Source organism: Microbacterium nanhaiense (assembly GCF_014646015.1).
Classification (GTDB): Bacteria; Actinomycetota; Actinomycetes; order Actinomycetales; family Microbacteriaceae; genus Microbacterium; species Microbacterium nanhaiense.
The window spans coordinates 1-26,147 of the sequence record NZ_BMMQ01000009.1 but is presented as its reverse complement, the minus strand read 5'-3'; the positions used below and the strand labels follow the sequence as shown (position 1 = coordinate 26,147).

At 68.3% G+C, this 26,147-nt stretch carries 23 protein-coding genes; 15 read left to right on the top strand and 8 right to left on the bottom strand.

Annotation, left to right across the window (positions count from 1 at the left end; all coding sequences use genetic code 11):
* Positions 1–5 precede the first annotated feature (5 nt).
* From IEX05_RS12915 to IEX05_RS12905, 3 genes are read left to right on the top strand one after another with little or no spacing between them, the layout of a single operon-like run.
* Complete coding sequence (locus tag IEX05_RS12915) at positions 6–926, top strand: carbohydrate ABC transporter permease (RefSeq protein WP_188702506.1); 921 nt, start codon at positions 6–8, stop codon at positions 924–926.
* Positions 923–1,855 (top strand): carbohydrate ABC transporter permease, encoded by a 933-nt coding sequence (locus IEX05_RS12910; RefSeq protein ID WP_188702504.1) that lies wholly within the window; start codon positions 923–925, stop codon positions 1,853–1,855. The genes IEX05_RS12915 and IEX05_RS12910 overlap by 4 nt, the downstream gene beginning before the upstream one ends.
* 14 nt (positions 1,856–1,869) lie before the next feature.
* Positions 1,870–4,815 carry a glycoside hydrolase family 2 TIM barrel-domain containing protein gene (locus IEX05_RS12905; protein ID WP_229661306.1) on the top strand — a complete coding sequence of 982 codons (2,946 nt, stop codon included), beginning with the start codon at positions 1,870–1,872 and terminating at the stop codon, positions 4,813–4,815.
* Between the two features lie 60 nt (positions 4,816–4,875).
* On the opposite strand, the gene IEX05_RS12900 is transcribed toward IEX05_RS12905, so the two are convergent.
* Together IEX05_RS12900 and IEX05_RS12895 are read right to left on the bottom strand one after the other, a co-directional pair.
* On the bottom strand, positions 4,876–5,271 hold the full coding sequence (locus IEX05_RS12900) for a cupin domain-containing protein (RefSeq protein ID WP_188702501.1): 396 nt from the start codon (positions 5,269–5,271) through the stop codon (positions 4,876–4,878).
* Positions 5,272–5,306: 35 nt separating this feature from the next.
* Positions 5,307–6,851, bottom strand: a complete 1,545-nt coding sequence (locus IEX05_RS12895) for an MFS transporter (RefSeq protein WP_188702499.1) — start codon at positions 6,849–6,851, stop codon at positions 5,307–5,309.
* Between the two features lie 179 nt (positions 6,852–7,030).
* Between IEX05_RS12895 and IEX05_RS12890 the strand changes: the two genes are divergently transcribed.
* From IEX05_RS12890 to IEX05_RS12875, 4 genes are all read left to right on the top strand, one after another.
* Entirely contained in the window at positions 7,031–7,705 is a 675-nt protein-coding gene (locus IEX05_RS12890; protein ID WP_188702497.1) for a FadR/GntR family transcriptional regulator, read from the top strand.
* Positions 7,702–8,547, top strand: coding sequence for an amidohydrolase family protein (locus tag IEX05_RS12885; protein ID WP_188702495.1), 846 nt, complete (start codon positions 7,702–7,704; stop codon positions 8,545–8,547). Before IEX05_RS12890 ends, IEX05_RS12885 begins: the two co-directional genes overlap by 4 nt.
* 70 nt (positions 8,548–8,617) lie before the next feature.
* Complete coding sequence (locus IEX05_RS12880) at positions 8,618–9,457, top strand: fumarylacetoacetate hydrolase family protein (protein ID WP_188702493.1); 840 nt, start codon at positions 8,618–8,620, stop codon at positions 9,455–9,457.
* On the top strand, positions 9,454–10,200 hold the full coding sequence (locus tag IEX05_RS12875; protein WP_188702491.1) for an SDR family NAD(P)-dependent oxidoreductase: 747 nt from the start codon (positions 9,454–9,456) through the stop codon (positions 10,198–10,200). Before IEX05_RS12880 ends, IEX05_RS12875 begins: the two co-directional genes overlap by 4 nt.
* Positions 10,201–10,341: 141 nt before the next feature.
* Here IEX05_RS12875 and IEX05_RS12870 read toward each other — a convergent pair whose 3' ends face one another.
* Positions 10,342–11,325 carry an aldo/keto reductase gene (locus IEX05_RS12870; RefSeq protein ID WP_188702488.1) on the bottom strand — a complete coding sequence of 328 codons (984 nt, stop codon included), beginning with the start codon at positions 11,323–11,325 and terminating at the stop codon, positions 10,342–10,344.
* Complete coding sequence (locus IEX05_RS12865; RefSeq protein ID WP_188702486.1) at positions 11,318–12,598, bottom strand: enolase C-terminal domain-like protein; 1,281 nt, start codon at positions 12,596–12,598, stop codon at positions 11,318–11,320. Before IEX05_RS12865 ends, IEX05_RS12870 begins: the two co-directional genes overlap by 8 nt.
* A 169-nt stretch (positions 12,599–12,767) precedes the next feature.
* Here IEX05_RS12865 and IEX05_RS12860 point away from each other — a divergent pair, with 169 nt between their 5' ends.
* Positions 12,768–14,237 (top strand): flavin monoamine oxidase family protein, encoded by a 1,470-nt coding sequence (locus tag IEX05_RS12860; protein WP_188702484.1) that lies wholly within the window; start codon positions 12,768–12,770, stop codon positions 14,235–14,237.
* 1 nt (position 14,238) lies between these two features.
* Here the strand turns inward: IEX05_RS12860 and IEX05_RS12855 are convergent, their stop codons facing one another.
* Both IEX05_RS12855 and purU read right to left on the bottom strand, forming a co-directional pair.
* A complete protein-coding gene (locus tag IEX05_RS12855; protein WP_229661305.1) occupies positions 14,239–14,907 on the bottom strand; it encodes a Pr6Pr family membrane protein in 669 nt (222 codons plus the stop codon).
* An 88-nt stretch (positions 14,908–14,995) separates the two neighbouring features.
* Positions 14,996–15,877, bottom strand: coding sequence for a formyltetrahydrofolate deformylase (purU, locus tag IEX05_RS12850; RefSeq protein ID WP_188702482.1), 882 nt, complete (start codon positions 15,875–15,877; stop codon positions 14,996–14,998).
* A gap of 96 nt (positions 15,878–15,973) precedes the next feature.
* Here purU and IEX05_RS12845 point away from each other — a divergent pair, with 96 nt between their 5' ends.
* A complete protein-coding gene (locus IEX05_RS12845) occupies positions 15,974–16,654 on the top strand; it encodes a GNAT family N-acetyltransferase (RefSeq protein WP_188702480.1) in 681 nt (226 codons plus the stop codon).
* An 83-nt stretch (positions 16,655–16,737) separates the two neighbouring features.
* Here the strand turns inward: IEX05_RS12845 and IEX05_RS12840 are convergent, their stop codons facing one another.
* Together IEX05_RS12840 and IEX05_RS12835 are read right to left on the bottom strand one after the other, a co-directional pair.
* Positions 16,738–17,163, bottom strand: coding sequence for a hypothetical protein (locus IEX05_RS12840; RefSeq protein WP_188702478.1), 426 nt, complete (start codon positions 17,161–17,163; stop codon positions 16,738–16,740).
* A gap of 300 nt (positions 17,164–17,463) precedes the next feature.
* Positions 17,464–18,900: an MFS transporter gene (locus tag IEX05_RS12835; protein WP_188702477.1), complete on the bottom strand. Its 1,437-nt coding sequence runs from the start codon at positions 18,898–18,900 to the stop codon at positions 17,464–17,466.
* 145 nt (positions 18,901–19,045) lie between these two features.
* On the opposite strand from IEX05_RS12835, the gene IEX05_RS12830 reads away from it, so the two are divergent.
* From IEX05_RS12830 to IEX05_RS12805, 6 genes are all read left to right on the top strand, one after another.
* A complete protein-coding gene (locus tag IEX05_RS12830) occupies positions 19,046–20,284 on the top strand; it encodes an acyl-CoA dehydrogenase family protein (RefSeq protein ID WP_188702475.1) in 1,239 nt (412 codons plus the stop codon).
* The gene (locus IEX05_RS12825; protein ID WP_188702473.1) at positions 20,281–21,597 is read left to right on the top strand and encodes an MFS transporter; all 1,317 of its coding nucleotides are present in this window, start codon (positions 20,281–20,283) and stop codon (positions 21,595–21,597) included. The genes IEX05_RS12830 and IEX05_RS12825 overlap by 4 nt, the downstream gene beginning before the upstream one ends.
* A gap of 16 nt (positions 21,598–21,613) precedes the next feature.
* The gene (locus tag IEX05_RS12820) at positions 21,614–22,984 is read left to right on the top strand and encodes an LLM class flavin-dependent oxidoreductase (RefSeq protein WP_188702471.1); all 1,371 of its coding nucleotides are present in this window, start codon (positions 21,614–21,616) and stop codon (positions 22,982–22,984) included.
* A 46-nt stretch (positions 22,985–23,030) separates the two neighbouring features.
* Positions 23,031–23,561 (top strand): hypothetical protein, encoded by a 531-nt coding sequence (locus IEX05_RS12815; protein ID WP_188702469.1) that lies wholly within the window; start codon positions 23,031–23,033, stop codon positions 23,559–23,561.
* Between the two features lie 7 nt (positions 23,562–23,568).
* The gene (locus IEX05_RS12810; RefSeq protein WP_188702467.1) at positions 23,569–24,207 is read left to right on the top strand and encodes a YdeI/OmpD-associated family protein; all 639 of its coding nucleotides are present in this window, start codon (positions 23,569–23,571) and stop codon (positions 24,205–24,207) included.
* 136 nt (positions 24,208–24,343) lie between these two features.
* The gene (locus IEX05_RS12805) at positions 24,344–25,729 is read left to right on the top strand and encodes a glycine--tRNA ligase (RefSeq protein WP_188702465.1); all 1,386 of its coding nucleotides are present in this window, start codon (positions 24,344–24,346) and stop codon (positions 25,727–25,729) included.
* Positions 25,730–26,147: the final 418 nt, after the last annotated feature.

Sequence of the window (26,147 nt, the reverse complement as noted above, 5' to 3'; positions counted from 1 at the left end):
CGCCGATGAGCACGACCGCTCTCGGGCGCAGGACTCGAAGGGATAAGCGTCGCCGGAACGCGGCCGCGTATCTCTTCATCGCGCCGTTCATGCTTCTTTTCGCCACTATGCTGCTCCTCCCGTTGTTCTATGCCGGCTATCTGAGCCTGTTCACCGAGCAGCTCATCGGCGGAGCCTCTTTCGCATGGTTCGACAACTATGCCCGGGCACTGACCGATGAGCGTTTCATCGGCGGTGTCGTCCGCATGTGTCTGTTTCTTGTGATTCAGGTACCGATCATGCTCCTACTTGCGCTGCTCTTCGCGCTCGCTCTGGACTCCATGCGGGTGCGCGGGGGGAAGTTCGCGCGTCTTGCGATCTTCGTGCCCTATGCGGTTCCCGGCGTCGTGGCGACACTCATGTGGGGCTACCTCTATGGCGACAACTTCGGCCCTATTGCCCAGTTCATGCGAGCAATCGGACTCGGCTCCCCCGAGCTCCTCGGTGCGGAGAACATCCTGGGCTCGATTGTCAACATCGTCACGTGGCAGTTTGTCGGCTACAACATGGTCATCATGTACTCGGCCATGCGCTCGATCCCGGGCGATCAGTACGAAGCGGCGCGCATCGACGGTGCCGGCCAGTTCCGCATCGCCTGGAGCATCAAGATCCCCGCGATCCGCTCCTCCATCGTGCTGTGCACGATCTTCTCCGTGATTGGCGCTTTTCAGCTGTTCAGCGAGCCGAAGCTATTGTACGAAGTCGCTCCCAACGCGATCGGATCCTCGTTCTCGCCGAATCTGTACGCGTACAACTTGGCCTTCACCAACCAGGAAGTGAACTACTCGGCCGCTGTTGCGTTCTTGCTCGGCATCGTCATCATGGTCGTCTCATACGTGTTCCAGCTGTCGACCGCACGCCGTGAGAAGAAGGGAGCGCGCGCATGAGCGCCACATCTAGCACCCGCCTCGCTGTTCTACCGCCGGATCAGAGATATCGGACGAAGAAGCGCGGCCGCGATCTCCCTCCCGGAGAGGGGCGGAGCCCGATCCTGACGATCGTCATCTGGGTCTGTGCCGCATATTTCCTGCTGCCGCTGTTCTGGCTCCTTATCTCGTCGACGAAGGACAACTCGGGCCTCTTCTCCAGTTTTGGTCTCTGGTTCGACGACGAGTTCCACCTCTGGGCGAACCTCGTCGATCTCTTCACCACACGTGACGGAGTCTTCCTGCGCTGGATTTCGAACACGGCGCTATATGCGATCGTGGCGGGCCTCGGATCCGCGCTTCTCTCGGCAGCCGCCGGGTATGCATTCGCTAAGTACGACTTTCCGGCGAAGAAGTTCCTTTTCGCTGTCGTGCTCGGAGCGATCATGATTCCCACAACGGCACTCGCGATCCCTACATACCTACTCTTCGCGGGAGCCGGATTGACGAATACGGTGTGGGCAATCATCCTTCCCTCGCTTGTCAGTCCATTCGGCGTGTATCTGATGCGCGTCTATGCGGAAGAATCCATCCCGGACACGCTGATTGAGGCTGCGCGTCTTGACGGGGCGGGTGAGTTCCGAATCTTCTGGCAGATCGCGCTGAAGATCATGGTGCCCGGCATCGTGACGGTGCTGCTGTTCGCGGTGGTGCACACCTGGAACAACTACTTCCTACCACTCATCATGCTCACGGATCCGAATCTCTTCCCGCTGACCTTGGGACTCGCCCAGCTGCAGGCGGCGAGCGAAGCCGGCGGCGGCGCGTCCGCGCAGTTCTCGACGGTGATCACCGGATCGCTCGTCTCGATACTGCCGCTCGTCGTCATCTTCCTCTACCTGCAGAAATACTGGACCTCGGGCCTCACGACGGGAAGCGTCAAAGAATGAACAGCCTCAGTGCCATGAACGATCGTGTCGCGAAGGACCTCGCGGCCGGCGACCGGGAGCGGTCAATCATCGACGGCCTCGTGCCGATGGATCGCCCGTTCGCCTACTACGAGGAGTTGTTCCCGTCACGGGGCGGGCTCGCTCCACGCGCGCACGCGCGCTCGGACGCTCCCGAGCTGAGTCTCGATGGATCGTGGGATTTCCGTTACTCGCTCACGGCCGATGCGCCTCTCGATTTCGTCCAGGGCGAGGCACTAGACGAGGCATGGAGTGAGATCCCCGTTCCCGCTCACTGGCAGTTGAACGGGTTCGGTAGGCCGGAGTACACGAACCGTGTGTATCCGTTCCCCGTCGATCCCCCATATGTACCAACGGAGAACCCTACCGGTGACTATCGTCGCGCGTTCATCGTTCCGTCAGAGTGGGATACCGAGCGAATTCTCCTGCGCTTCGACGGCATCGATTCGATCGGGCGCATCTGGGTGAATGGCACCGAGGTCGGGATTGCATCGGGAAGCCGCCTGCGGCATGAGTTCGATGTGACGGATCTTATCCGGCGCGGCGAGGAGAATCTGCTCGCAGTGCGCGTTCATCAGTGGTCTTCGGGTAGCTATCTCGAGGATCAGGACATGTGGTGGCTGTCGGGTATCTTCCGTAGCGTCACGCTGTTGGGGCGCCCCGACGGGGCGATCGATGATCACTTCGTGCATGCCGACTTTGACGCGGTCAATGGGGAGGGGATTCTGCGAGTCGACGCGTCCATTTCGTCACGTGTCATCGTGCCGGAGCTCGCCATCGATATCGCTGCAGGAGAGACCGTTCGAGTGGCCGTCGAACCGTGGTCGGCCGAGAACCCTCGCCTCTACTCCGGCCGTCTCGTTTCGAGCGGCGAGAGTGTCGAGCTGCGCATCGGCTTCCGCCGCGTCGAGGTGGTCAACTCGGAGATCCGTGTCAACGGCGCCCCAGTGCTGTTCCGCGGTACGAATCGCCACGACTACGACCCCGATACAGGCCGCGTCGTCAGCGAGGAGCGAATGCGCTCCGACATCGTCATGATGAAGCGCCACAACATCAACGCGGTCCGCACAAGTCACTATCCACCGTCGGCGCGCTTCCTCGAGCTATGCGACGAGCTGGGCCTATGGGTCATCGACGAGTGCGATTTCGAGACGCACGGCTTCTTCCCTGTCGATTGGTTCCATAAGCTCCCGGGTAACCCGACCGAGGATCCGCGGTGGGAGAGGGCACTCGTCGACCGCATGCAGCGGCTGGTTGAACGCGACAAGAATCGTCCCAGCGTCATCATCTGGTCGCTCGGAAACGAGTGCGGCACGGGCGACAACCTGGGTGCGATGGCGCAATGGGCGAAGCGACGTGATCCCTCGCGTCTGCTGCACTACGAACGGGACTGGTCGTGTCAGTACGTCGACATCTACAGTCGTATGTACTCGACGCACCGTGAGCTGGAGATGATCGGTCAGGGGCAAGAGGCTCCATTTCCCGACGCGGATCTCGATGCTCGTCGGCGCAACATGCCCTTCATTCTGTGCGAGTATGCGCACTCCATGGGGAATGGTCCCGGTGGTCTGGCTGAGTACCAGGAGATCTTCGAACGGTACCCGCGGCTCGCGGGCGGTTTCACCTGGGAGTGGTTCGATCACGGCCTGCGTCAGCGGCGCGAAAACGGTGAGGAGTACTTCGCCTACGGAGGAGACTTCGGCGAAGTACGGCACGATGGAAACTTCATCGCCGATGGGATCGTCTTCCCTGATGGAACTCCCAGCCCCGCGCTGCACGAACTGAAGAAGGTCTTCCAGCCTGTATCGTTCGTGCACACCACCGCCGGTTATCGGATCTGCAACAAGCACGATCACCGTGACCTTTCGTACCTGCGCCTCGAGTGGGAGCTCCTCGCCGACGGCGCTGCAGTCGGCGGCGGGCTCATCGACTTCGGCACTGTGCTCGCAGGCGAGTCCGCGCTCCTCACGCTGCCGGACCTTCCCGAGGGGCCCGGGGAGCGCGTGCTGACTCTACGAGCGGTTCTTGCGGCCGATTCCCCGTGGGCCGAGGCTGGGCACGAGGTCGCATGGGACCAGTTCGTGGTTGCGGAGGCAGAGCCGCTCGCGCCTGCCACCGGGGCGAGGCCGAGTACAGAGGCCGACGAGATCCTGCTGGGGCCTGCACGCTTCGGTCGCGATGGTGCTCTGCGCTCGCTCAGCGGCATCCCTGTGACGTCCCCGACGTTCGACACCTGGCGAGCCGTGATCGACAACGATCGTGCTTTCTCCTGGGAGCCGAACGAGCCGCGCTGGCGTGAGATCGGCCTAGACAGGCCGCACCACGCTGTGCGATCGGTCGTCGCTGATGATGAGGCGATCACGGTCGAAGGACGACTGGGCTTCGCCGGCTCCGATCTGGGCTATGCGACGCGTACGCGCTGGACGGCCTCCGCTGACGCCTTGAGCGTGGTGATCGAGGCAAACCCTATCGGTGACTGGGATGTGCCACTGCCGCGCTTCGGCGTGCGCATGGCACTACCGGCGTCGTTCTCCGATGTCGAGTGGTACGGTCCTGGACCGGGTGAGGCATACAGCGATAGTCACTCGGCTGCACGCTTCGGTGTATGGCATAGAACCATCGACGACATGCAGACGCCTTACCTCATGCCGCAGGAGAACGGCAACCGTATGGCGGCCCGTCGAGTGACTCTTGCTGGCGGCAACCGATCCATCCAGATTGACGCGCATTCTACGTTCGATTTCACGGTGCGTCGTTGGGCGACCGAGGACCTTGACGCTGCGCAACATCCCTATGACCTCGCGAGATCGAGCAACGTGTGGCTCAATCTCGACGCGGGCCAGTCGGGCCTCGGATCCGGATCCTGCGGTCCCGGCCCGTTGCCGTCCGCGCGCCTTCTCCCGGGAACCTTCCGCTACGGGGCGACCTTCCGAGTGGACTGAGACGCCACCGTCATTCGTGGTGGGTGCGGAATGAATCCGCGCCCACCACGAATGCGCGTCTTACGCGGCCCAGGGGAACGGCGTCTCCTGGTCGAGGGTCGTGTCGTTGCCGATGGCGGCGATCGTGTTCGCGCCCGAACGGATGCAGATCCACTTGAGGGCCGTCGTGCTACTCGGCAGCGCGTGCAGCGCGAGCTTGCTGTTCGGCGCGACGCGGACGACGGTGCCGGCCGTCAGCGCGACAGTATCTTCATTCACAACGATCTCGCCCTCGCCGTCGAGCACGATGTAGATCTCCTCGGTCTCGGCGTGCGAGTGCCAGAAGGGGGACCCGTCGCCCGGCTCGGTCGCGTTGATCGAGAGGCCGACCGTATCTGCCCCGATCTCGCCCTGGATGAAGTTCTTGCCGCTCCAGCTGTCGATGCTGCCGAGTTCGGTGACCTGGTATTCGCTCATGACATCCACGCTAACCGAGCCCGCTTCGCGCGACCCTAAGCCCTCGCGAGCTCGCCCTCGCTCGCGGAGCCGGCGGGCACGAGGTCCAGCGGCATGGTGCTGGTGTCCAAGAGCGGGTTGTCGTCCTGGCCTTCGACGAGCACGACCGCCTCCTCCTTAGACTCGACGCTCGGCATCGATCCGACGAGCGGCCGCCCCGCCGACTCGCGCATGCCGAGGCACGCGAGCCCGCCGATGACGCCGAAGAACATCACGTAGAACGCGGGCATGAAGGCGTTGCCCGTGAGCTGGATCAGCCACTCGCTGAACAGCGGGGTCGTGCCGCCGAACAGCGACACCGAGAGGTTGTAGGCGATCGCCATCGCGCCGAAGCGCGAGGCGGTGGGGAAGAGCGCCGGCAGCGCCGATGCCGACGGGCCCACCCACAGGGCCAGCGGGATGGCGTTCAGGGCGAGAGCGATGAAGATGGCCCACTCCTGGCCGATCTGCATGATCGCGAAGGCGGGCACCATGATCACAAGCGTCGCGACCGAGGCCGCGAGATAGACGGGTTTCCGGCCCACGCGGTCGGAGAGGCGCCCGACGAGCGGGATGCAGACGGCGAGAACGAGCAGTACGGGCACCGTCGCCATCGCGGCCATGAGGTTGCTCGCCCCGACCGTGTTCTCGAGGTAGGCGGGCATGTAGCTCGTCAGGGCATAGCTCGACGTGTTCGTGGCGGCGACGATCGCCATGGCGATGAGGATCTGGCGCCAGTAGTGGCGGGCGATGCCGACGATGCCGTGGCGGGCCAGCGGATCCGCGTCGTCGCGGGCCTGCGTCTCGCCCGCGCCCTCCGCGAGCTCGTACGCGGGGGTCTCGGGGATGCGCAGGCGGAACCAGATCGCGACGATGCCGAGCGGCAGGGCCAGGAGGAACGGAATGCGCCAGCCGTAGTCGAGCATCGCGCCGGGGCCGGAGATCGACTCTGTGATCAGAGTGGTCACGGCGACTGTCGCCGCTCCGGCGGCGAAGCCGACGTAGGATCCGAGGTCGAGCAGCGACGACCAGAAGCCTCGGCGCCGGTCGGAGGAGAACTCGGCGACGTAGGTCGCCGCCCCGGCGTACTCGCCACCGGTCGAGAAGCCCTGGATCATCTTCAGCAGGTACAGCGGAACGATCGCCCACAGGCCGATCTGCGCGGCGGTGGGGAGCACGCCGATGAGGGCGGTCGCGGCGGCCATCATCGCCATCGTGAAGAAGAGCACCTTCTGGCGGCCGATCCGGTCGCCGAGGGGGCCGAGCACGATGCCGCCCAGGGGTCGGACGAGGAAGGACACCGCGAAGCCCAGCAGCGTCACCAGCAGGCCCGCCTCGCGGGGGAGCCCCTCGGTGAACACCGCGGTCATCGTCACGGCCAGGTAGCCGTAGATGCCGAAGTCGAACCACTCCATGAAGTTGCCCACGACGGTGCCCGAGATGGCGCTCCGGATGCGCGAGCGCTTCACGACGAGCACGTCGTCGACGCGCAGGCGGCGAGGCGTGCGCGGTTTCGGCGCTCGCGCCGTGCGGTTCTTCGTGGGCCGGCTGGAATGGCTCATGACCATCTCCCGTTTCGTATCGTCCGCAAGATCCCTTGCGCGTCGATTGTCGACAGTTCGACAAGAGGACATTAGGCGTACGAGAATAGCGAGACTTTTCCGTGAGGAGAAATCGAGCCCTCCGCGCTCTCGCGGAAAACGCCGTGTCCAGACATCCGATCTCTGGCTAGACTCGCCCCATGGCGGTGACAGATCAGGCGATCGCGGGCATCAAGGACATGATCGTGAAGGGCCGGCTCGCCCCCGGCGACCGGCTCCCCCCGGAGAAGGAGCTCAGCGACGAACTGGGGCTGTCCCGCAGCTCGCTGCGCGAGGCCGTGAAGGCGCTCGAGATGATCCGCGTTCTCGACGTGCGCCGCGGCGACGGAACCTACGTCACCAGCCTCGAACCGAACCTGCTGCTCGAGGCGATGAGCTTCGTCGTCGATCTGCACCGGGACGACTCGGTGCTCGAGATCTTCGCGGTGCGCCGGATCCTCGAGCCCGCCGCCACGGAACGGGCGGCGCTCGCCGCGAGCGACGAGCAGCTCGCCGAGCTCGACGCCATGATCGACGCCGTGCCGGCGGATCCCGACATCGACGCGCTCGTCGCCCACGATCTCGAGTTCCACAACCGCATCGCCACGTCGACGGGCAACGCCTATCTCGCGGGGCTGCTCGAGTCCATGTCGGGGCCGACGGTGCGGGCCCGGATCTGGCGCGGGGCGACCGAGGCGGGCGCCGTCGAGCGCACCATCGACGAGCACCGCGCGATCGCCCGCGCCCTGCGGGACCGCGACGCGAAGCTCGCGCACGCGCTGACCGTCGCCCACGTCGCCGGCGTGGAGGCATGGCTGAGAGGGGCCAAGGCATGACGATTCTCGACTCCCACGTGCACGTGTGGGATCCGGAGCAGATCCCGCATCCCTGGCTCGAGGAGGTGCCGGCGCTCAACCGCGCCTTCCTGCCGGGCAACATCGACACGGCCGGCGGCCGGATCAGCGAGTGGATCTTCGTCGAGACGGACGCCATCCCGGCCTTCGCGCGCGCCGAGGCCGACTGGGTCGCCGGCCTCGACTGGCCGGGCCTTCGCGGCATCGTGGCGCACGTCGAGATGGCGCGCGGCGACATCGCACAGCAGCTCGACGAGCTGACGGGCGCGCGGCTGCTCGTGGGCGTGCGCCCCTCGCTGCAGAACGGCCCCGCCGACATCATCGCCTCGGAGGAGTTCGCCTCGGACCTCCGCGAGATCGGATCCCGCGGGCTCGCCGTCGACGCGTGCGTGCGCTGGCACCAGCTCGAGGCCCTCGTCCGGGCGTCGTCCCGCGCGCCCGAGACGCGCATCGTGCTTGACCACCTGGGCAAGCCCCCGGTGCTCGAGGGACTGTCGAGCGCGCAGGGATCCGCGTGGCGGCGCGGCATTGAGGGACTCGCGGCCCTGCCGAACGTGTTCGTGAAGTGCTCCGGGATCCCCGCCGAGGCGGGCGACGCGTTCGCCGAGGTCGCAGGGGTCTTCGACCGGGTCGCGCTCGATGCCTTCGGTGCGGAGAGGGCGATGTTCGGCAGCGACTGGCCCGTGTCGGGGGAGGCCGGCTTCGGCGTGCCGGTCGCGCGTGCGCTCGATGCGCTGCGCGTGGCGGCGAGTGATGCGGAGTGGGCGAGGCTCTCGGGGGAGACCGCCCGCGCCGCGTATGCGCTAAATACATCTGACGTTTGACGCTCATCTGGTGGTAACCTCGGGGTGAACCGCGCGAAGCGGCTCGAAACCTCGGATGTTCGGAGAACCCATGCGATTTGCGCGACGTGGCGCAGCGGGCGCGGAGAAGCCCGTTGTCGTCGTCGATGACACCACCTACGACCTGAGCCCGCTCACGGCGGACATCGACGGGCCCTTCCTCGAATCGGACTTCCGCGCCCGCGTGACCCGGGCGATCGAATCCGGATCCCTGCCGGAGACCTCGCCCGGCGACGAGCGCTTCGGTGCCCCGATCACGCGCCCCAGCGCGATCTACTGCGTCGGCATGAACTACGCGGCGCACGCCGCGGAGTCCGGATCCGAGCCGCCGAAGAACCTCGTCATGTTCATGAAGGCGCCCAACACCGTCGTGGGGCCGAACGACGAGGTGAAGATCCCGCGGAACAGCACGAAGACCGACTGGGAGGTCGAACTCGCGATCGTCATCGGAAAGCGCGCCAGCTACCTCGACGGCCCCGAGCAGTCGCTCGAGCACATCGCCGGCTTCACGATCGCCAACGACCTCTCGGAGCGCGAGTGGCAGATCGAGATCTCGGGCGGGCAGTGGTGCAAGGGCAAGTCGGGCCCGGGCTTCTCGCCCCTCGGCCCCTGGCTCGTGACCCCCGACGAGGTCGACGCCTCGCGGCTGCGCCTGCGCAGCTTCGTCAACGGCGAACCGCGCCAGGACTCGTCGACGAGCGACCTCATCTTCGACGTGCCGTACATCGTGTGGCACCTGTCGCAATTCCTGGTGCTCGAGCCGGGCGACGTGATCATGACCGGCACGCCGGAGGGCGTCGCGCTGTCGGGTCGCTTCCCGTATCTGAAGGCCGGCGACGTCGTCGAACTCGACATCGAGGGGCTCGGATCGCAGAGGCAGGTGTACGCGTGAGCTTCGAGGGCCTGCGGGCGATCGTCACGGGCGGCGCCAGCGGAATCGGCGCCGCGGTCGTCGCGCGCCTCCGCGAGGAGGGAGCCCGCGTGGCGATCTTCGACCGCGCGATCACGCCGGACCTCGTCGACGCCTACCGCGTCGACGTCACCGACGACGCCAGCGTGCGCGCGGGCGTCGACGCCGCGGCGGCCGACTTCGGCGGGATCGACATCGTCGTGAACAACGCCGGCATCGGCGCCCAGGGCACGATCGAGGACGGCGCGGACGAGGAGTGGCACCGCGTCTTCGACGTGAACGTCGTCGGCGCCGTGCGCGTCTCGCGCGCCGCGCTGCCGTACCTGCGCCAGTCGAGCGCCGCGGCGATCGTCAACACCTGTTCGGTCGCGGCAACGGCGGGCCTCCCCGCCCGCGCGATCTACGGGGCGACGAAGGGAGCGGTGCTGTCGCTCACGCTGCAGATGGCCGCCGATCACCTCCGCGAGGGCATCCGCGTCAACTGCGTGAACCCCGGCACCGCGGACACGCCCTGGGTGGGTCGCCTGCTCGACTCCGCCGAGGATCCCGCCGCCGAGCGCGCGGCGCTCAACGCGCGCCAGCCGCACGGCCGGCTCGTCGCGGCCGAGGAGGTCGCCGACGCCGTCGCCTACCTCGCGAGCCCGCGCGCCGGATCCACGACCGGCACCTCCCTCGCGGTCGACGGCGGAATGCAGGGCCTGCGCCTGCGGCCCGTGGGTGACTAACTCATCCCTTCCCCGACAACTCATCATGTCTCCGACGAATCATCCCGCGACGACGGATGATTCGTCGGAGACATGATGACCGGTTGAGAAAACGATGAAAAGCGCCCCCGGATCCTCGATGGATCCGGGGGCGCTGTCGCGTCAGGCGGACGGGATCAGGCCCTCGGCGGCCAGCTCCGCCCACAGCTCGTCGGGGATGTCGAGGTTCATCCACTCGGCGTTCTGGCGGATCTGCTCGGGGCGGCTGGATCCCGCGACGACGGATCCGATGGGCGCGAAGCGCAGGGTGTACTGCAGGGCGGCGGCCGGCAACGGCACCCCGTGCGAGCGGCTGATCTCGGCGATGCGCGTCGCCTTCGCGAGGATCTCGCTCGGCGCCTCGCCGTACTCGTAGCGCGGGTTGTCGGCGGGGTTCTCGCGGGCGAGGAGGCCGGAGTTGAACACGGATGCCGCGACGATGCCCGTCCCCGTCCGCTCGCAGGCCGGGATGGTGTCGGCGAGCGCGGGCTGCTCGAGCAGCGTCAGGCGCCCCGCGACCATGAGCACGTCGAGCTCGCCCGACTCCGCGCCGCGAGCGAGCGTCTCAGCCGACATGGATCCGAGACCCGAGGCGCGCACGAGGCCCTCGGCCTTGAGCGCGTTGATGCCATCGGATCCGAACTGCAGTTCGCGGTCCGGATCCTCCGAGCGATCCGGGTCGTGCAGGTAGAGCAGGTCGATGCGGTCGAGCCCCATGCGCTTGAGCGACTCCTCGAGCGAGCGGCGGATGCCGTCGGGCGACGCGTCCCAGTGGCGGCGCACCGTCGCCGGCACGTGGAAGTCGTGCGCCGTGTCGAGCTCGCCGGCGTAGTCCTCGTTGGGGACGAGCAGGCGTCCCGCCTTGGTCGAGACCACGTACTCCTCGCGCGGCTTCGTCGCGAGGAAGGCGCCGAGGCGGCGCTCGGAGGTGCCGATGCCGTAGTGGGGTGCCGTGTCGTAGTAGCGGATCCCCGCGTCCCACGCGGCCTCGAGGACCTCGTGGGCCTCGTCGTCGCTGAGCGCGCGGTGGAGGTTCCCGAGGTTCGCGGCCCCGTAACCGAGCGTCGGCAGGACCAGCTCGCTACGCTGCGAAATGGGCTCAGGCATTGAAGGTGTACTCCTCTCGGCTGGAGGCAAGCATCTCCATGCCGTTTCCGGGGGTGGTGGGGGCGTGGTAGACGCCGCCCGACACGTTCGTGGGGGTCACGAAGTGCTCGTGCAGGTGATCGACGTATTCGATGACGCGGCCGGTCATCGTTCCGCTGACGGCGACGTAGTCGAACATCGAGAGGTGCTGGACCGCCTCGCACAGGCCGACGCCGCCGGCGTGCGGGCAGACGGGCACGCCGAACTTCGCGGCGAGCAGCAGGATGGCGATGTTCTCGTTGACGCCCGCCACGCGCGAGGCGTCGATCTGCAGCACGCTGAGGGATCCGGCCTGCAGCATCTGCTTGAACATGACGCGCCCGCCGGAGTGCTCGCCGGTCGCGACGGGGATGGGCGCGACGCCCCGCGCGATGGCGGCGTGGCCGAGCACGTCGTCGGGACTCGTGGGCTCCTCGATCCACGCGACGTCGAACTCGCGCAGGTGCTCCATCCACGCGATGGCCTCGTCGACGTCCCAGCGCTGGTTGGCGTCGGTGCCGATCCGGATGTCCGGCCCGACGGTGTCGCGGGCCAGGCGCATGCGGCGCACGTCGTCCTCGACGTTTCCGCCGACCTTCAGCTTGATCATGCCGAAGCCGTCCTCGACGGCCTCGCGGCACAGTCGAACGAGCTTCTCGTCGGAGTATCCGAGCCATCCGGGCGTCGTCGTGTAGGCGGGGTAGCCGCTCGCGAGCAGGTGTTCCTCGCGTTCGGCTCGGCCCGCCTCGGCGGCGTGGAGGATCCCGAGCGCGTCCTCGCGCGTCATGGCGTCGGTGAGATAGCGGAAGTCGACGAGGTCGACGATCTCCTCCGGGCTCATACGGCCGAGGAGCTGCCAGAGGGGGAGACCGGCCCGCTTCGCCTTGAGATCCCACATGGCGTTGACGACGGCCCCGATCGCCATGTGCATGACGCCCTTCTCGGGGCCGAGCCAGCGCAGCTGCGAATCCCACACGAGCTCGCGCCAGAAGCTGCCCATATCGTCGAGGATCTCCTCGACGGCGCGCCCCTCGAGGTGGGGAGTGAGGGCCCGGATGGCGGCCGTCTGCACGTCGTTGCCGCGGCCAATCGTGAAGACGAAGCCGTGCCCCTCGTGTCCGTCGCCCGCGTCAGTCGTGACGCGCAGGTAGGCGGCCGAGTAGTCGGGATCCGGGTTCATCGCGTCCGAGCCGTCAAGGTGCTCGGACGTGGGGAATCGGATATCGATGGTGTCGACGCTGACGATGGTGCTCACACGCGCTCCTTGAGGGTCTGTGACTCCAGCGTAGACATCCGACGTCTCGCGCGTCAATCGTGCGGATCGGCGGATGGGACGGGGAAGAAGACGAAGATGGATCCGATGTCCGGGCGCGCGGGAACACGAGTCGCGCGCGCGGGGCGCGGCGCGGGTAACCTTGCGATCGATGAGGATCACACGCCGCACGCTCTTCGCGGGCGCCGGAGCCGGCGCTCTCGCCCTCCTGCTCGCCTCGTGCACGCCCGATGAGCCGGAGCCGAAGCCGGTCGAGCCCTCGAAGACCCCGGAGCCGACGGTCGATCCCACCCCCGTCGGTGAGATCCCCGAGGCGGCGGCGATGTTCCGAACGGCCTGGGCCGCGGATCCGTATGCCTTCGGTGCGCGCAGCGTCACGCCCGCGGGCGTGACGAGCGTCGAGCGGGCGGCGCTCGCGGCGCCGCTCATGGACCGGGTCTTCTTCGCGGGAGAGGCGACGAGCACCGAGCGACCGGGCACGGTCGCGGGGGCCGCCGACGAGGGCCGCCGCGCCGCCGCGCAGCTCGCCGAGCTGGCGGACGACGGCGAGCGCATCGCGGTCGTGGGAGCGGGGATCGCGGGATCCGCGGCCGCCGGGCTGCTCGCGGAGGGGGGCTTCGCCGTTACCGTCATCGAGGCGCGCGACCGCATCGGCGGCCGCCTCGCGACGGAGGCTACCGACGACTGGCCGGTGCCGCCCCAGCACGGGGCCTGGCTGTTCGCCCCCGACGATCAAGCGGCCGCGAAGCTGGCCCTCGTCGGCGTGGGTTCCGTCGACGTCGACGGTCGTGCCGGCATCGGAGCCGACGGAGAGGTCGACGCGCCAAGCACCGAGCAGATCGCGAAGGCCCTCGCGACGGCGCGCGAGGCGAGCGCCGACACGCCGCTCGCCGAGGCGCTGGGCGAGGAGCTCTCCGACGAGCTCCGCGCTGCCCTCGACGGCTATTCGGCGTTCACGGGCATCGATCCCGAGACCGCGTCGAGCTGGTACGCGCCCGAGCTGCCCGCCGAGCCACACACGGCCCTCGTGAGCGACGTGGCACCCTTCGTGGAGGACGCCCTGGGCGATGTCGACGTGACCCTGTCGACCGTGGTCTCGAACATCAGCTACGACGAGGAGGGCGTGAGCGTGCGCTTCGCCTCCGGCGAGTCGATCACCGTCGACCGGCTGATCGTCACGGTGCCGATCGGCGTGCTGCAGACCGACGCGATCGGCTTCGAGCCGCCGCTTCCGTTCGAGCACCGCGGGGCGATCTCCGCGCTCGAGATGGGACACATGGAGGCTGTCTGGCTGCGATACGAGACGCCGTTCTGGGAGACGACGGCGGGCGTCTGGCAGCTGGTCGGGCCGATCGGCGACGATGCGGCGACCGAGGAGCCTTCGGCCGGGGAGCCGGAGGGCGACGCGACCGAGGGCGAGCAGCCGGACGGCGAGACCTCCGCTCCTCCGGTGATCCGCACCTGGATCAACCTGCTCCCGACCACGGGTGAGCCGATCCTCGTCGGCCTCGTCGGCGGACGCGACGCCCGCGGTCTCGCGGAGCTCGCGGACGACGAGCTCCACGAGCTCGCGAGGGCGTCGCTCGCCCCGTTCGCGGATCCGCCCGCCGACGGCGCCTGAGCTACATATCGAGCCTGCGCGCGTTGTGATGGATCGGTTCTCGCGGCCTCACCGTGTGGAACCGGCTGAGGGCGATGAGGCCGCACGCGACGCCCACGAACACTCCGAGCGCGAAGGCACAGGTGAGGGAAAACTCGGCGAACCCGGACACCTGGCGCGGGTCGAGGAAGTAGTAGGGGTACCAGCCGATCCGCTGGCCCCGCCACAGCGTCACCAGTCCCCAGGCGATCGGGTACGCGACCACGAGCGCGACGACGCGCCAGCGCGCGCGCCGGCGGCCGGGGCCGATGATCCAGCCGGCGATGCTGAACACGGGCAGGACGAAGTGCAGCACCACGTCGGACCAGGGGACGGTCATCGGCACGCCCCGCAGGCCCGCCTGCCAGACGAGCAGCGCGAACACGAGCCCGGCCGTGATCGTCCAGCTCAGCACGGCGGTGCGGATGTCGGTGAGCCAGCCCGGATCCTCCTCCCGGCGCAGGGCGATGATCCCGCCGACGACCGCGAGCGCGAGGAAGGCGATGTTCGATTGGATCGTCAGGTAGGAGAAGAAGTTCTGCCCGGCGATGGTCTGCGAGTTCAGCCCCCACAGCTGGCGATGCACGAGCGACACGGCGCACGCGGCCGCCATCGCGAGCCTCGTGATGCCGAACCATGCCCGTGCCGTCACACGCCCTCCCGTCGCAGCTCCTACCGAGTCTAGGAGGGCAGGAAGCGAGGCGCTCGGGCGCGCGACGAGTCGGACAGGGCGACGAGCCCTAGTTGAACACGATCGTGTGGTTGCCGTGACGGATGACGCGGTCCTCCGCGTGCCACGTCACGGCGCGGCTGAGGACGGCGCGCTCCACGTCGGCGCCGCGGCGCTGCAGCGTCGCGGGGGTGTCGGCGTGGGTGACGCGCACCACGTCCTGCTCGATGATCGGGCCCTCGTCGAGATCCTCGGTCACGTAGTGCGCCGTGGCCCCGATGAGCTTCACGCCGCGTTCCTTCGCCTTGCGGTAGGGTGCCGCGCCGATGAAGGCCGGCAGGAACGAGTGGTGGATGTTGATGACCGGCACGCCGAGCTGCTCGAGGAAGTCGCTCGAGATGACCTGCATGTAGCGCGCCAGCACGATGAAGTCGACGTTGTCCTTCAGGAGGGCGAGGATCTCGGCCTCGGACTTCGACTTGTCGGGGCCGACCTGCGACGGCACGTGGAAGAACGGGATCCCGAAAGAGCGCACGTCGTCGGCGACGTCTGTGTGGTTCGAGATCGTCATCGGGATCGACACGGGCAGTTCGCCGCGGCGGTGGCGCCACAGCAGGTCGAGCAGGCAGTGGTCGCTCTTCGAGGCGAGCACGGCCATGCGCAGGGGCTGCGACATGTCGCGCAGGCGCCACGAGAGACCCATCGGCTCGAGCGTGCGCGCGAGGTCTGCCTCGATGTCGGGCAGGGCGCCCGCGAGGCCGTCGCGGTGCATGACGATGCGCTGGAAGAAGTCGCCGCCCGACTCGTTCGACGAGTACTGGTCGAGCGAAATGATGTTGCCGCCGTTACGCGCCACCAGTGCCGCGACCTGGCCGACGATTCCCGGCTGGTCGGGCCCATGCACGATGACGCTGGCGTGGTCGACGAGGTGGGGGATCGTGGAAGCGGTCATGGGGGTCCTCTCGTGGGCGCTCCCGACTCAGTCTATTGGGCGCCACGGGCCGCCCCGCGAGGCACGCATGCGCTCACGGGGTCTACGCTGGGATTCATGCGTGAGATCCGCGATCTAGACAGCGTTGAACTGATCCTCGAAGCACAGGGGGTGCTCGACGCGATCCGCGGATCCCAGCGGGTCGTCGACGCGGGAACCCTGCGCGCGCTGCAGCAGTCGGGCAACTACGCGGTCGGCTTCTTCGACGAGGGCCGCATGGTCGGCGCCTCCGTCGCGTTCTTCGGCGCGCCCGCGACGCGATCGATGCACTCGCACATCACGGCCCTCTTGCCCGACTTCCGCGGGCGCGGCTGGGGCCGCGAGATGAAGGAGCACCAGCGCCAGTGGGCCCTGTCCCGCGGCGTCGGCAACATCACGTGGACCTTCGACCCCCTCGTGGCCCGGAACGCGCATTTTTTCCTGACGGTGCTCGGCGCGCGCGTGACGAACTACGCCGTGAACCAGTACGGGATCTTCGGCGGCGGCGACGCGGGCGATGAGTCCGACCGCCTCGACGTGAAGTGGGCGCTCGCCGACCTCGCGTCCCATCCGGCCGACGGTGACGTCGTCGAGACGCTGCAGATCCCGAGCGACGTCGAGCAGATGCGCCTCGACGACCCGCGCGAGGCGCACGCCTGGCGCATGAACCTCCGCCGCGAGATGGCCGTGCTGATGAACCGCGGGCTCACGATTGCCGGCTTCGACGCCGAGCGCGGGTATCTGTTCACCGAGGGCTGACGCGCGGCACGATCGGAGCGCCGCCGATCTCGTATGCAACTGAGGGTACGAAGGCCCACCTGCAGCGTCGCGATGTCGGCTGCTCACCGCTGGTAGCGGCGATACCCGGGCTTGGTCCCAGAGACTGACAATCCGGCGCCCTCGAGTGCGCGGTGCAACTCGGCGCTCACCGTCGGCACATCGGAGCGCAGGCCGGGGAGGGGGCGAGCGATACCCGCCAGCAACGAGCACCGTATGCCTCGTCCGTTGATGACGATGCGGGAATACTCCGTGCCCGCGCGCCAGACGATGTCGGTGATGTCGTGCAGCGGGAACCGACGCGACTCGGCGCCGACCGTGATCGTCATGGCCTGCGCATCGTAGGTGAGGCTGACGCTCACGGTACGCGCCCGAAACGGTGCATTCGCGAGGAACACGAGCGGGAGGCACAGGCACAGCGCGGCCGCGACGATGAGCATCCGGGCGGCCGCGCCGGATTCGGGCGCGACAGTGATTGCGAGGACGCTCACCAGCGCACCGGCGCAGAGTGTGACGACAGCGACCACCGCTCCAAACACCGATAGTCGTGCCGGCACCGCAGCGAATGACAGCGATTCTCCTGCTTCGTTTCGCTCCCATTCTGGTGCGGGCCGAACCGGCGTCTGAAAGCGGGCAAGGACCACGGCGATGCGCTCACATTCTCGTCAGAGCCGACCGTCTCGATGAGCGGCGGCAGGCGTCATCCTATGCGCTATCGTGCGCGAATCCGCATGCCCAGCGCCATGGACCGGGTTCTTGTTCCGGAGAACCTGCGGATGTCGCGCGTGGCCTCAGGAGGGGATCGACGCGTGCCCCTCGGGCGTCGACCGCGGGATGAAGAAGGTCAGGATCGTCGCGGCGACGGCCGCGACGATCGCGATCCAGAAGCAGAGCTGGAAGGCGCTCGCCGTGGGGAGGGCGTGCCCATCGACCTCGACGCTCATGGCGGCGAGCACTCCGCCCATCACGGCGGAGGCGCTGGAGGTGCCGACCGAGCGGAACAGTGCGTTGAGCCCGTTCGAGACGCCGGTCTCGTTTGCGGGAACGGCCTGCATGATGATCATCGGCATCGCCGCGAAGGAGAAGGCGATGCCGACGCCGATGATGCAGTTCACGACGACGATGTGCCACACCTCGGTGGAGAAGATCAGCACGAATACGTAGGCGACGACGATCGACGCCGTCCCGATCGTGAACAGGGGGCGCGGTCCGAAGACCTTCTCGAGCTGACCGGAGAGGGGCGAGAGGACCATCATGATGAGGCCCGACGGCATGATCACGAGAGCCGCCTGCAGCATCGTGAGTCCGAATCCGTGGCCCGTCGAGGCGGGGAGCTCGAGCATCTGGGGGAACGAGACGTTCGACCCGAAGAGTGCGAAGCCCATGCCGATCGCCGCGAGGTTCGTCAGCAGCACGGCGGGGCGCGAGGCGACGCGGAGGTCGACGAGCGGATCCGTCGTTCTCAGCTGATACCAGCCCCAGATCACGAGCGCGATGACGCCGCCGGCCGCGGATCCGATCGCGGCGGGCGAGGCCCAGCCCCAGTCGGCACCGCGCGACACGAACAGCAGCAGGCCCGTGAGGCCCACGGCGAGGCCGATGACGCCCGGGATGTCGAGGCGTCCGGGCGAGCGCAGCGTGTCGCCGGGCACGACGAGCGCGATCGCCGCGAAGCCGAGCACCCCCAGCGCGAGCGCGAGCCAGAACAGCATGTGCCAGTCGAAGTTCTCGGCGATGTATGCCGCGACCGGCATGCCGATCGCGCCGCCGACGCCCATCGTCGCGCTCATGAAGGCCACGGCGGTGCCGAGGCGAGCGGGGTGCAGGACGTCTCGCATGACGGCGATGCCGAGGGGAATCACGCCCGTCGTCAGGCCTTGCAGGCCGCGGCCGATGATCAGGCCGATGATCGAGTGCGACAGCGCGGCGACGAGGGATCCGACCATGAGCGCGATCAGTAGGGCCAGGATCACGCGACGCTTTCCGTACATGTCGCCGAGCCGCCCGGAGATGGGCGTCGCGACGGCGGCCACGAGGAGCGTGATCGTGACGACCCAGGTCGTGTCCTCGCGCGGCGCGTCCAGTAGCTCCGGCAGCTCGGCCTGCAGCGGGACGACGAGGGTGAACATGAACGCGGAGCTCAGCCCCGCGAAGGCGAGGGCCGCGACGACGGCCCATCCGGGCACGCGACGGGTCAGTCTGTCGCGGGACCCCGGATCTCTGTTCATCTCCCCGCAGACTATCGGATCCGCCTTCCGGCTCCCGCGGGGCGCATATGACGCCGTGTGACAGAGCGTGACGGCGCGTGACGACTCGAATCGTCACATTTGGGGCCTCCGACCACAATTGACCCATTCCATGGAAGGATCCGCAATGCCGCACCGCAGCCAGACCGACGTCCTGCCGGGCGATTACGCGTCGCTCAGCGCCCTGTTCCAGCCGATCTTCGACGAGCTCGCCGAGGGATCCTCTGCGCGCGAGCAGCAGCGGGCCATGCCGTTCGAGGAGATCCGCCAGCTCAACGCGGCCGGTTTCGGGACGTTGCGGGTCCCGCGCGAGCACGGCGGCCCGGGCGCGAGCATCGAGACGCTGATGCGCCTGCTGATCGATCTCGCGCAGGCGGACCCGAGCATCGCGCACCAGTACCGCTCGCACTTCGGCTTCCTCGACTCGCTGCGCTTCCAGCCGCGCGAGCTCCAGGACGTCTGGTACCCGCGGGTCCTCGCGGGGGCGACCGTCGGGAACGCCTCGACCGAGAAGGGCGGAAACGCGCTCGGCCGCCTCAACACCGTCCTCTCGCGCACCGACGACGGCGCCGTCCTCACGGGCCGCAAGTACTACTCGACCGGCACGATCTTCGCCGACTACACGCGGGTCTCGGCCGGCCTCGAGAACGAGGACGGCCGCTGCTTCGCGGTCGTCGCGACCGACGCCGACGGCGTCACGATCGAGGACGACTGGGACGGCTTCGGGCAGAAGCTCACCGGAACCGGCACGACCGTCTTCGACGGCGTGCGCGTCGAGCCCGCGGGGCTGATCGACCGGATCTCCGGATCCAGCGACGCCGTCCACGAGGCCGCCTACTTCCAGCTCATCCTGCTCGCCGTCCTCGCGGGGATCGCCCACGCGGCCCGCCGCGACGCCGCTGCGCTCGTCGCCGGGCGCGCGCGCACATTCAACACGGGCTCCGGCCTGCCGTTCCGCGAGGATCCGCTGATCCAGGAGGCCGTCGGGCGGATCGCCGCGAAGGCGTACAGCGCGGAGGCCGTCGTCCTGCACACGGCCCGCGTGCTCGATGCCGGCGTCGCCTCGGCGGAAGGCAACGGGCCCGCGACCGACGAGATCGTGCAGTCCGAGGTCGCCGTCGAGCACGCGCAGATCAGCGTGCCGGAGCTCGCGCTCGGCGCCGCGCAGGACCTCTTCCTCACGGTCGGCGCCTCCGCGACGTCGACCGCCAAGAACCTCGACCGGCACTGGCGCAACGCCCAGACGGTCGCCACCCACAATCCGATCTCGTTCCGCGCGCGGGCGATCGGCGACTACTGGATCAACGGCACGCTGCCCGAGGGCCTGAACGCCATCGGCGATGCCACGAAGGGATCGAAGGCATGACCGCCGTCGCCACCGCACCGACCTCGACCGCCCGCGAGAAGCGGAGGGTCCTGCTCGCCGCCCTGTCGGGCACCACCATCGAGTGGTACGACTTCTACCTCTACGGCACCGCGGCCGCGCTGATCTTCAACGAACAGTACTTCCCGACCGACAGCGCCTTTGCGAGCACCATGGCGTCGTTCGCCTCGCTCGCCGTCGGCTTCCTCGCGCGGCCGATCGGCGGTATCGTCGCCGGTCACCTCGGCGACCGGATCGGCCGGAAGTCGCTCCTCGTGGCCTCGCTGCTGCTGATGGGCATCGGGTCGACGATCATCGGGCTCGTGCCGAACTTCGACGCGATCGGCTGGTGGGCCGCGGCCGCGCTCGTCGCGCTGCGACTCGTGCAGGGCCTCGCGGCGGGAGCCGAGTGGGGCGGATCCGCGCTGCTGTCGGTCGAGCATGCGCCCCCCAGCCGCCGCGGCCTCTTCGGATCCTTCACGCAGATCGGATCCGCCGCCGGCATGCTGCTCGCGACGGGCATGTTCGTGATCGTGCAGGCGCTGATGACGGACGCCCAGTTCGAGGCCTTCGGCTGGCGCATCCCCTTCCTGCTCTCCGCGGTGCTCGTCGTCATCGGCCTGTGGATCCGTCTCGGGGTCCGCGACGCCCCCGAGTTCCAGCAGGTCAAGGACGCGGGCGCCACCGACCGCGTGCCGGTCGTGACGGTGTTCCGTTCGCACTGGCGCCCGCTGCTCGTCACGATCGCCCAGCGCATCGCGCAGAACAGCGTCTACTTCCTGATCACGGTGTACGTGTTGAGCTACCTCGTCGACACCCACGGCGACAAGGAGGCCGGCGTCAATGCGGTGATGATCGGATCCGCCGTCGGCCTCGTCACCGCACCGTTCTGGGGCTGGCTCTCCGACCGCGTGGGTCGCAAGCCCGTCACCATCTTCGGATTCGTCGCGATCGCCGTGTTCGGCTGGGTGTTCTTCGGCTACCTGTCGACGGGCGCGCTCGCGCTACTGCCCCTGCTCATGATCCTCGGCATGAACGTCGCCCACGACTCCGTGTACGGCCCGCAGGCGGCGTGGTTCGCCGAGCAGTTCCCGGTCGAGGTGCGCTACTCGGGCGTCAGCATGGGCTACCAGCTGGGATCCGTGATCGGCGGCGGCATCATGCCGATGATCGCCGCGCTGCTCTTCGAGCTGGGCGGAAACACGCCCTGGCTCATCTGCGGCTACCTGACCTTCATCGCCGCCATCTCGCTGACCGCGACGATCATCGCGAAGGATCCGCGCGGCGCCGAGATCCGCGCCGAGCGCGCCGCCTGATAGCAACGGAGACCCGATGACCCGCCCCATCCTGCTCAACGCCTTCGACATGCTGGTGCCCGTGCACCAGTCGCCCGGCCTCTGGCGGCACCCCGAGTCGGGCGTCGCGGACTTCCAGCGGCTCGACTATTGGACCTCGCTCGCCCGGACCCTCGAGGAGGGCGGGTTCGCGTCGCTGTTCCTCGCCGACATCGTCGGCGCGTACGACGTGTACGGCGGCGACATCGCGCAGACGGCGCGCGGCGGGGTGCAGTACCCGCTGCTGGATCCGATCGTCGCCGTCCCCGCGATGGCGGCGGTCACCGAACGCCTCGGATTCGGCGTCACGGCGTCGGTGTCGTACGAGCGCCCGTATCTCCTCGCGCGCACGCTGACGACGCTCGATCACTTCACGAACGGCCGCGTGGCGTGGAACATCGTCACGAGCTATCAGGACTCCGCGGCGCGCAACATCGTCGGCACCGAGGCGCAGATCCCCCACGACGAGCGCTACGACCGCGCGGACGAGTACATGGAGGTCATGTACAAGCTGTGGGAGGGCTCCTTCGCCGAGGGGGCCGTCGTCGCGGACCGCGACGCGAACGTGTTCGTGGATCCGGAGAAGGTGCGGCCGATCGCGCACGACGGCGCGTACTTCCGCGTGCCGGGCGAGGCGCTCGCGGCGCCGGGCCCGCAGCGCACCCCGTTCCTCTTCCAGGCGGGCGCGTCCAAGCGCGGGCAGCAGTTCGCCGTCGATCACGCCGAGGCGATCTTCTTCTCGGGCGGCACCCCGCGGCTCGTGAAGAAGTGGGTCGATGGCGTGCGCGAGGGGCTCGAGGCGGCGGGGCGGCCGCGCGACGCCATCAAGATCTTCACGCTCGCGACGATCATCGTCGACGAAACCGATGAGGCCGCCCAGGCGCGCCTCGCGGAGTACACCTCCTACGTCGACACGGAGTCGGCGCTGGCGCTGTTCAGCGGGTGGACCGGTGTCGACTTCGCGGGGGCGCGGCCCGAGCAGGAGCTCGAGCACATCGTCACCGACGCCAATCAGTCGGCGCTCGCATCGTTCACGACGCTCGCCGACGGGAAGACGTGGACGGTGCGCGACCTCGCCGAGTTCGTCGCGATCGGAGGCCGGGGGCCCGTCATCGTCGGTTCGCCTGCGACCGTCGTCGACGAGCTCGAGCGGTGGATGGACGAGTCCGGCGTCGACGGCTTCAACGTCTCGGCCGCCGTGCGCCCGGCCGACCTCGAGCGCTTCGCCCGCTTCGTCTCGCCCGAGCTGCGCCGCCGGGGCCTGCTCGCCGAGGGCGGCGACCCCGTCACGCTGCGCGAGCGCATCGGTGGCAAGGGCGCCCACCTCGCCGACGACCACCGGGGAGCGGCGTACCGCTTCGACGCCTGACCGGTCGCGTCTAGGACGCGCGTCTCGGTCTCGGTACGCTCGGGGCATGGAATCGTTTCTCACCTTCCCCGCCCGCCGCGACGTCGCCGGCCTCAAGGCCGCGCTGGGCGCGCTCGACGGCGGCGACCATGTGACGGTCGTCCTGCACACGACGCGATACGGGGCGCTCGAGGTGAGTGGGCGGGTGTTCAGCTCGCCGACGGGCGATCTGTGGCTGAGCGGGCGGCTCATCGCGGGCCCGCAGACGAAGGCGAAGGACGGATCCGCCGTGCGCTCCCCGATCTCGGAGCTGCGCACGCTTGTCGCCGACCCGGCGACGCTGCACGGCGAGCCCGCGGATCCGCTGGGCTTCGCGCACGGGGACCTCGTGTCGGTCGATATCGAGCAGGTGCCCTACGGGATCTTCACGATCTCGGGCGTCGCGACCGAGGGCGCCGACGGCAACGTGCGGGTCGGCGAGTGGGCGGTCGCGGGAGGCGGCGCCCTCGCGAAGCGCCTGCGCGGCGCGCGGCTCGTGGGGCGCGAGCACACCGAGCCCGTGCCCGCGCGCCGCGATCCGCTCGACACCGAGGAGTGACGCCGGCATGGGTGACGACATCGTCCCCGTCTTCTTCCGAGACGCCGAGGAGTTCCGGGCGTGGCTCGAGCGGCACCACGCGACGGAGACGGAACTGTGGATGGAACTGCGCGCCAAGGGTGCGCCGGAGCGGGGGCTGACCTGGGCGGAGGCCGTGCCGGAGGCGCTGTGCTTCGGGTGGATCGACTCGGTGTCCTACCCGCTCGGTGAGGGCACGCGGAGGCAGCGGTGGACGCCGCGGAAGCCGCGCAGCACCTGGTCGAAAGTCAACGTCGCGCACGTCGAGCGTCTTCTCGCCGAGGGACGCATGCACCCGGCCGGGATCGCCGCATACGAGCGGCGCACGGACGACAACTCGGGTATCTACTCCTTCGAGCGCGACGATGCGCCCCTCGCGCCCGAGCTGCAGGCGATCGTCGACGCGTCGCCCGCTGCCGTGGCGTTCCTCGAGGCGGCGACGCCCGGATACCGCAAGACCGTGCGGCACTGGATCTCGTCCGCGAAGCAGCAGCCCACGCGGGAGCGCCGCGCGAGCCAGCTCGTCGACTGCTGCGCGGCGGGGGAGCTGATCCCGCAGGCACGCGCCGGTAAGACGCCGGCGTGGCTCGCGCGCGCGGCCGCGGCGGCGCGCGATGCCCGTGCGTAGGGTGGCGTCATGACGACGATCGCACTCTTCCCGGCTGGTGAAATCGGCGGCGCCTCGCAGACGCCCCCGATAGGATGTGACGCGTAGCGACGGTCGTTCTGACCGTACGACATTCCCGACGACCATTGGAGCCACCGTGGCCGAGCAGTCTCGCCTCGACAAAGTCATCGCCCTCGCCCGTCATCGCGGGTTCGTGTTCCAAGCGGGTGAGATCTACGGCGGTTCTCGATCGGCATGGGATTACGGCCCCCTCGGCACGGAGCTGAAGGAGAACATCCGGCGCCAGTGGTGGCAGACCTTCGTGCGCGGACGCGGCGACATGGTCGGCCTCGACAGCTCGGTGATCCTGCCGTCGAAGGTGTGGGAGGCCTCGGGCCACGTGGCGACGTTCACGGATCCCCTCGTCGAGTGCCTGCAGTGCCACAAGCGTCACCGCGAGGACCACCTCATCGAGGCGTTCGAGGAGAAGAAGGGCCGCAAGCCCGAGAACGGCCTCGCCGACATCGCGTGCCCCGACTGCGGTACCCGCGGTCAGTGGACCGAGCCGAAGTCGTTCTCGGGTCTCGTCAAGAGCTACCTCGGCGTCGTCGACGACGAGTCCGGGCTGCACTACCTCCGCCCCGAGACGGCGCAGGGCATCTTCACGAACTTCGCGAATGTTGTCACGGCGGCCCGTAAGAAGCCCCCGTTCGGCATCGGCCAGGTCGGCAAGGCGTTCCGCAACGAGATCACGCCCGGTAACTTCATCTTCCGCACGCGCGAGTTCGAGCAGATGGAGATCGAGTTCTTCGTCGCGCCCGACACGGCACCCGAATGGTTCGACCACTGGGTCGAGGCGTGCTGGAACTGGTTCATCGACCTCGGCGTGAACCCCGACAACATGCGCCGATTCGACGTCCCGGAGGACGAGCGCGCGCACTACTCGGACCGCACGATCGACTTCGAGTACAACTTCGGCTTCCAGGGCAAGGGCTGGGGCGAGCTCATGGGCGTCGCCAACCGCACCGACTTCGACCTGAAGAACCACATCGAGCACTCGGGCTCGAACCTCGCGTTCTTCGACCAGGCGTCGGGCGAGAAGTACGTGCCCTATGTGATCGAGCCGTCGTTCGGCCTCACCCGCTCGATGATGGCATTCCTCGTCGACGCGTACGAGGAGGAGGAGGTGCCGAACGCAAAGGGCGGCACCGACACCCGCACCGTGCTGAAGCTCGACCCGCGCCTCGCTCCCGTCAAGATCGCGGTGCTGCCGCTGAGCCGCAACGAGAAGCTGTCGCCCCTCGCCCGCCAGGTCGCCGAGGACCTCCGCGGATCCTGGAACGTCGACTTCGACGACGCAGGCGCGATCGGCCGCCGTTACCGCCGCCAGGACGAGATCGGCACGCCGTTCTGTGTCACGGTCGACTTCGACTCGCTCGAGGACAACGCGGTGACGATCCGTGACCGCGACACCATGAGCCAGGAGCGCGTCTCGCTCGACAAGCTCTACGGCTACCTCGCGGAGCGTCTCCGCGGCGCGTGAGCTCGTCGTGAGCAGAGGGGCCGGTTCTTCGGAGCCGGCCCCTTGTGCGTATCCGGGCGGGATGAGCGCGACACGCCCGGTGCGGGGGCCGCTTGCTGGGGCCCTGGGATCCGCGTAATGTAATCCCTTGTCGCCGCCAAGCGGTGAGGTTGAGCCGACAGGCTCCCATCCCAAGACGGCGACACGAAATCAGAATCCTCTTCAGAGGAGATGGGTTTCGGAAGAGATGATCTTCAGGTTTCATTCAGAATGGGCCGGTAAGTTTGTCTCTTGTCGCCTAAACGAGAAGTCGTGGTGGTGGCGTAGGGAAGTTGCCCCGGAGGGCTCACTGTGATGGTGAGGGCTGGGTGCGTCTGATCCTTGAGAACTCAACAGCGTGCACTTGTCAAATGCCAATATGTCCTCGGACTAGGTTTTC

Bases quoted from the DNA above. Each gene is read 5' to 3' on its own strand.
- IEX05_RS12915 (WP_188702506.1), top strand. From the start codon at position 6: ATGAGCACGACCGCTCTCGGGCGCAGGACTCGAAGGGATAAGCGTCGC.
- IEX05_RS12910 (WP_188702504.1), top strand. From the start codon at position 923: ATGAGCGCCACATCTAGCACCCGCCTCGCTGTTCTACCGCCGGATCAG.
- IEX05_RS12905 (WP_229661306.1), top strand. From the start codon at position 1,870: ATGAACGATCGTGTCGCGAAGGACCTCGCGGCCGGCGACCGGGAGCGG.
- IEX05_RS12900 (WP_188702501.1), bottom strand. From the start codon at position 5,271: ATGAGCGAATACCAGGTCACCGAACTCGGCAGCATCGACAGCTGGAGC.
- IEX05_RS12895 (WP_188702499.1), bottom strand. From the start codon at position 6,851: ATGAGCCATTCCAGCCGGCCCACGAAGAACCGCACGGCGCGAGCGCCG.
- IEX05_RS12890 (WP_188702497.1), top strand. From the start codon at position 7,031: ATGGCGGTGACAGATCAGGCGATCGCGGGCATCAAGGACATGATCGTG.
- IEX05_RS12885 (WP_188702495.1), top strand. From the start codon at position 7,702: ATGACGATTCTCGACTCCCACGTGCACGTGTGGGATCCGGAGCAGATC.
- IEX05_RS12880 (WP_188702493.1), top strand. From the start codon at position 8,618: ATGCGATTTGCGCGACGTGGCGCAGCGGGCGCGGAGAAGCCCGTTGTC.
- IEX05_RS12870 (WP_188702488.1), bottom strand. From the start codon at position 11,325: ATGCCTGAGCCCATTTCGCAGCGTAGCGAGCTGGTCCTGCCGACGCTC.
- IEX05_RS12860 (WP_188702484.1), top strand. From the start codon at position 12,768: ATGAGGATCACACGCCGCACGCTCTTCGCGGGCGCCGGAGCCGGCGCT.
- purU (WP_188702482.1), bottom strand. From the start codon at position 15,877: ATGACCGCTTCCACGATCCCCCACCTCGTCGACCACGCCAGCGTCATC.
- IEX05_RS12845 (WP_188702480.1), top strand. From the start codon at position 15,974: ATGCGTGAGATCCGCGATCTAGACAGCGTTGAACTGATCCTCGAAGCA.
- IEX05_RS12835 (WP_188702477.1), bottom strand. From the start codon at position 18,900: ATGAACAGAGATCCGGGGTCCCGCGACAGACTGACCCGTCGCGTGCCC.
- IEX05_RS12830 (WP_188702475.1), top strand. From the start codon at position 19,046: ATGCCGCACCGCAGCCAGACCGACGTCCTGCCGGGCGATTACGCGTCG.
- IEX05_RS12825 (WP_188702473.1), top strand. From the start codon at position 20,281: ATGACCGCCGTCGCCACCGCACCGACCTCGACCGCCCGCGAGAAGCGG.
- IEX05_RS12820 (WP_188702471.1), top strand. From the start codon at position 21,614: ATGACCCGCCCCATCCTGCTCAACGCCTTCGACATGCTGGTGCCCGTG.
- IEX05_RS12815 (WP_188702469.1), top strand. From the start codon at position 23,031: ATGGAATCGTTTCTCACCTTCCCCGCCCGCCGCGACGTCGCCGGCCTC.
- IEX05_RS12810 (WP_188702467.1), top strand. From the start codon at position 23,569: ATGGGTGACGACATCGTCCCCGTCTTCTTCCGAGACGCCGAGGAGTTC.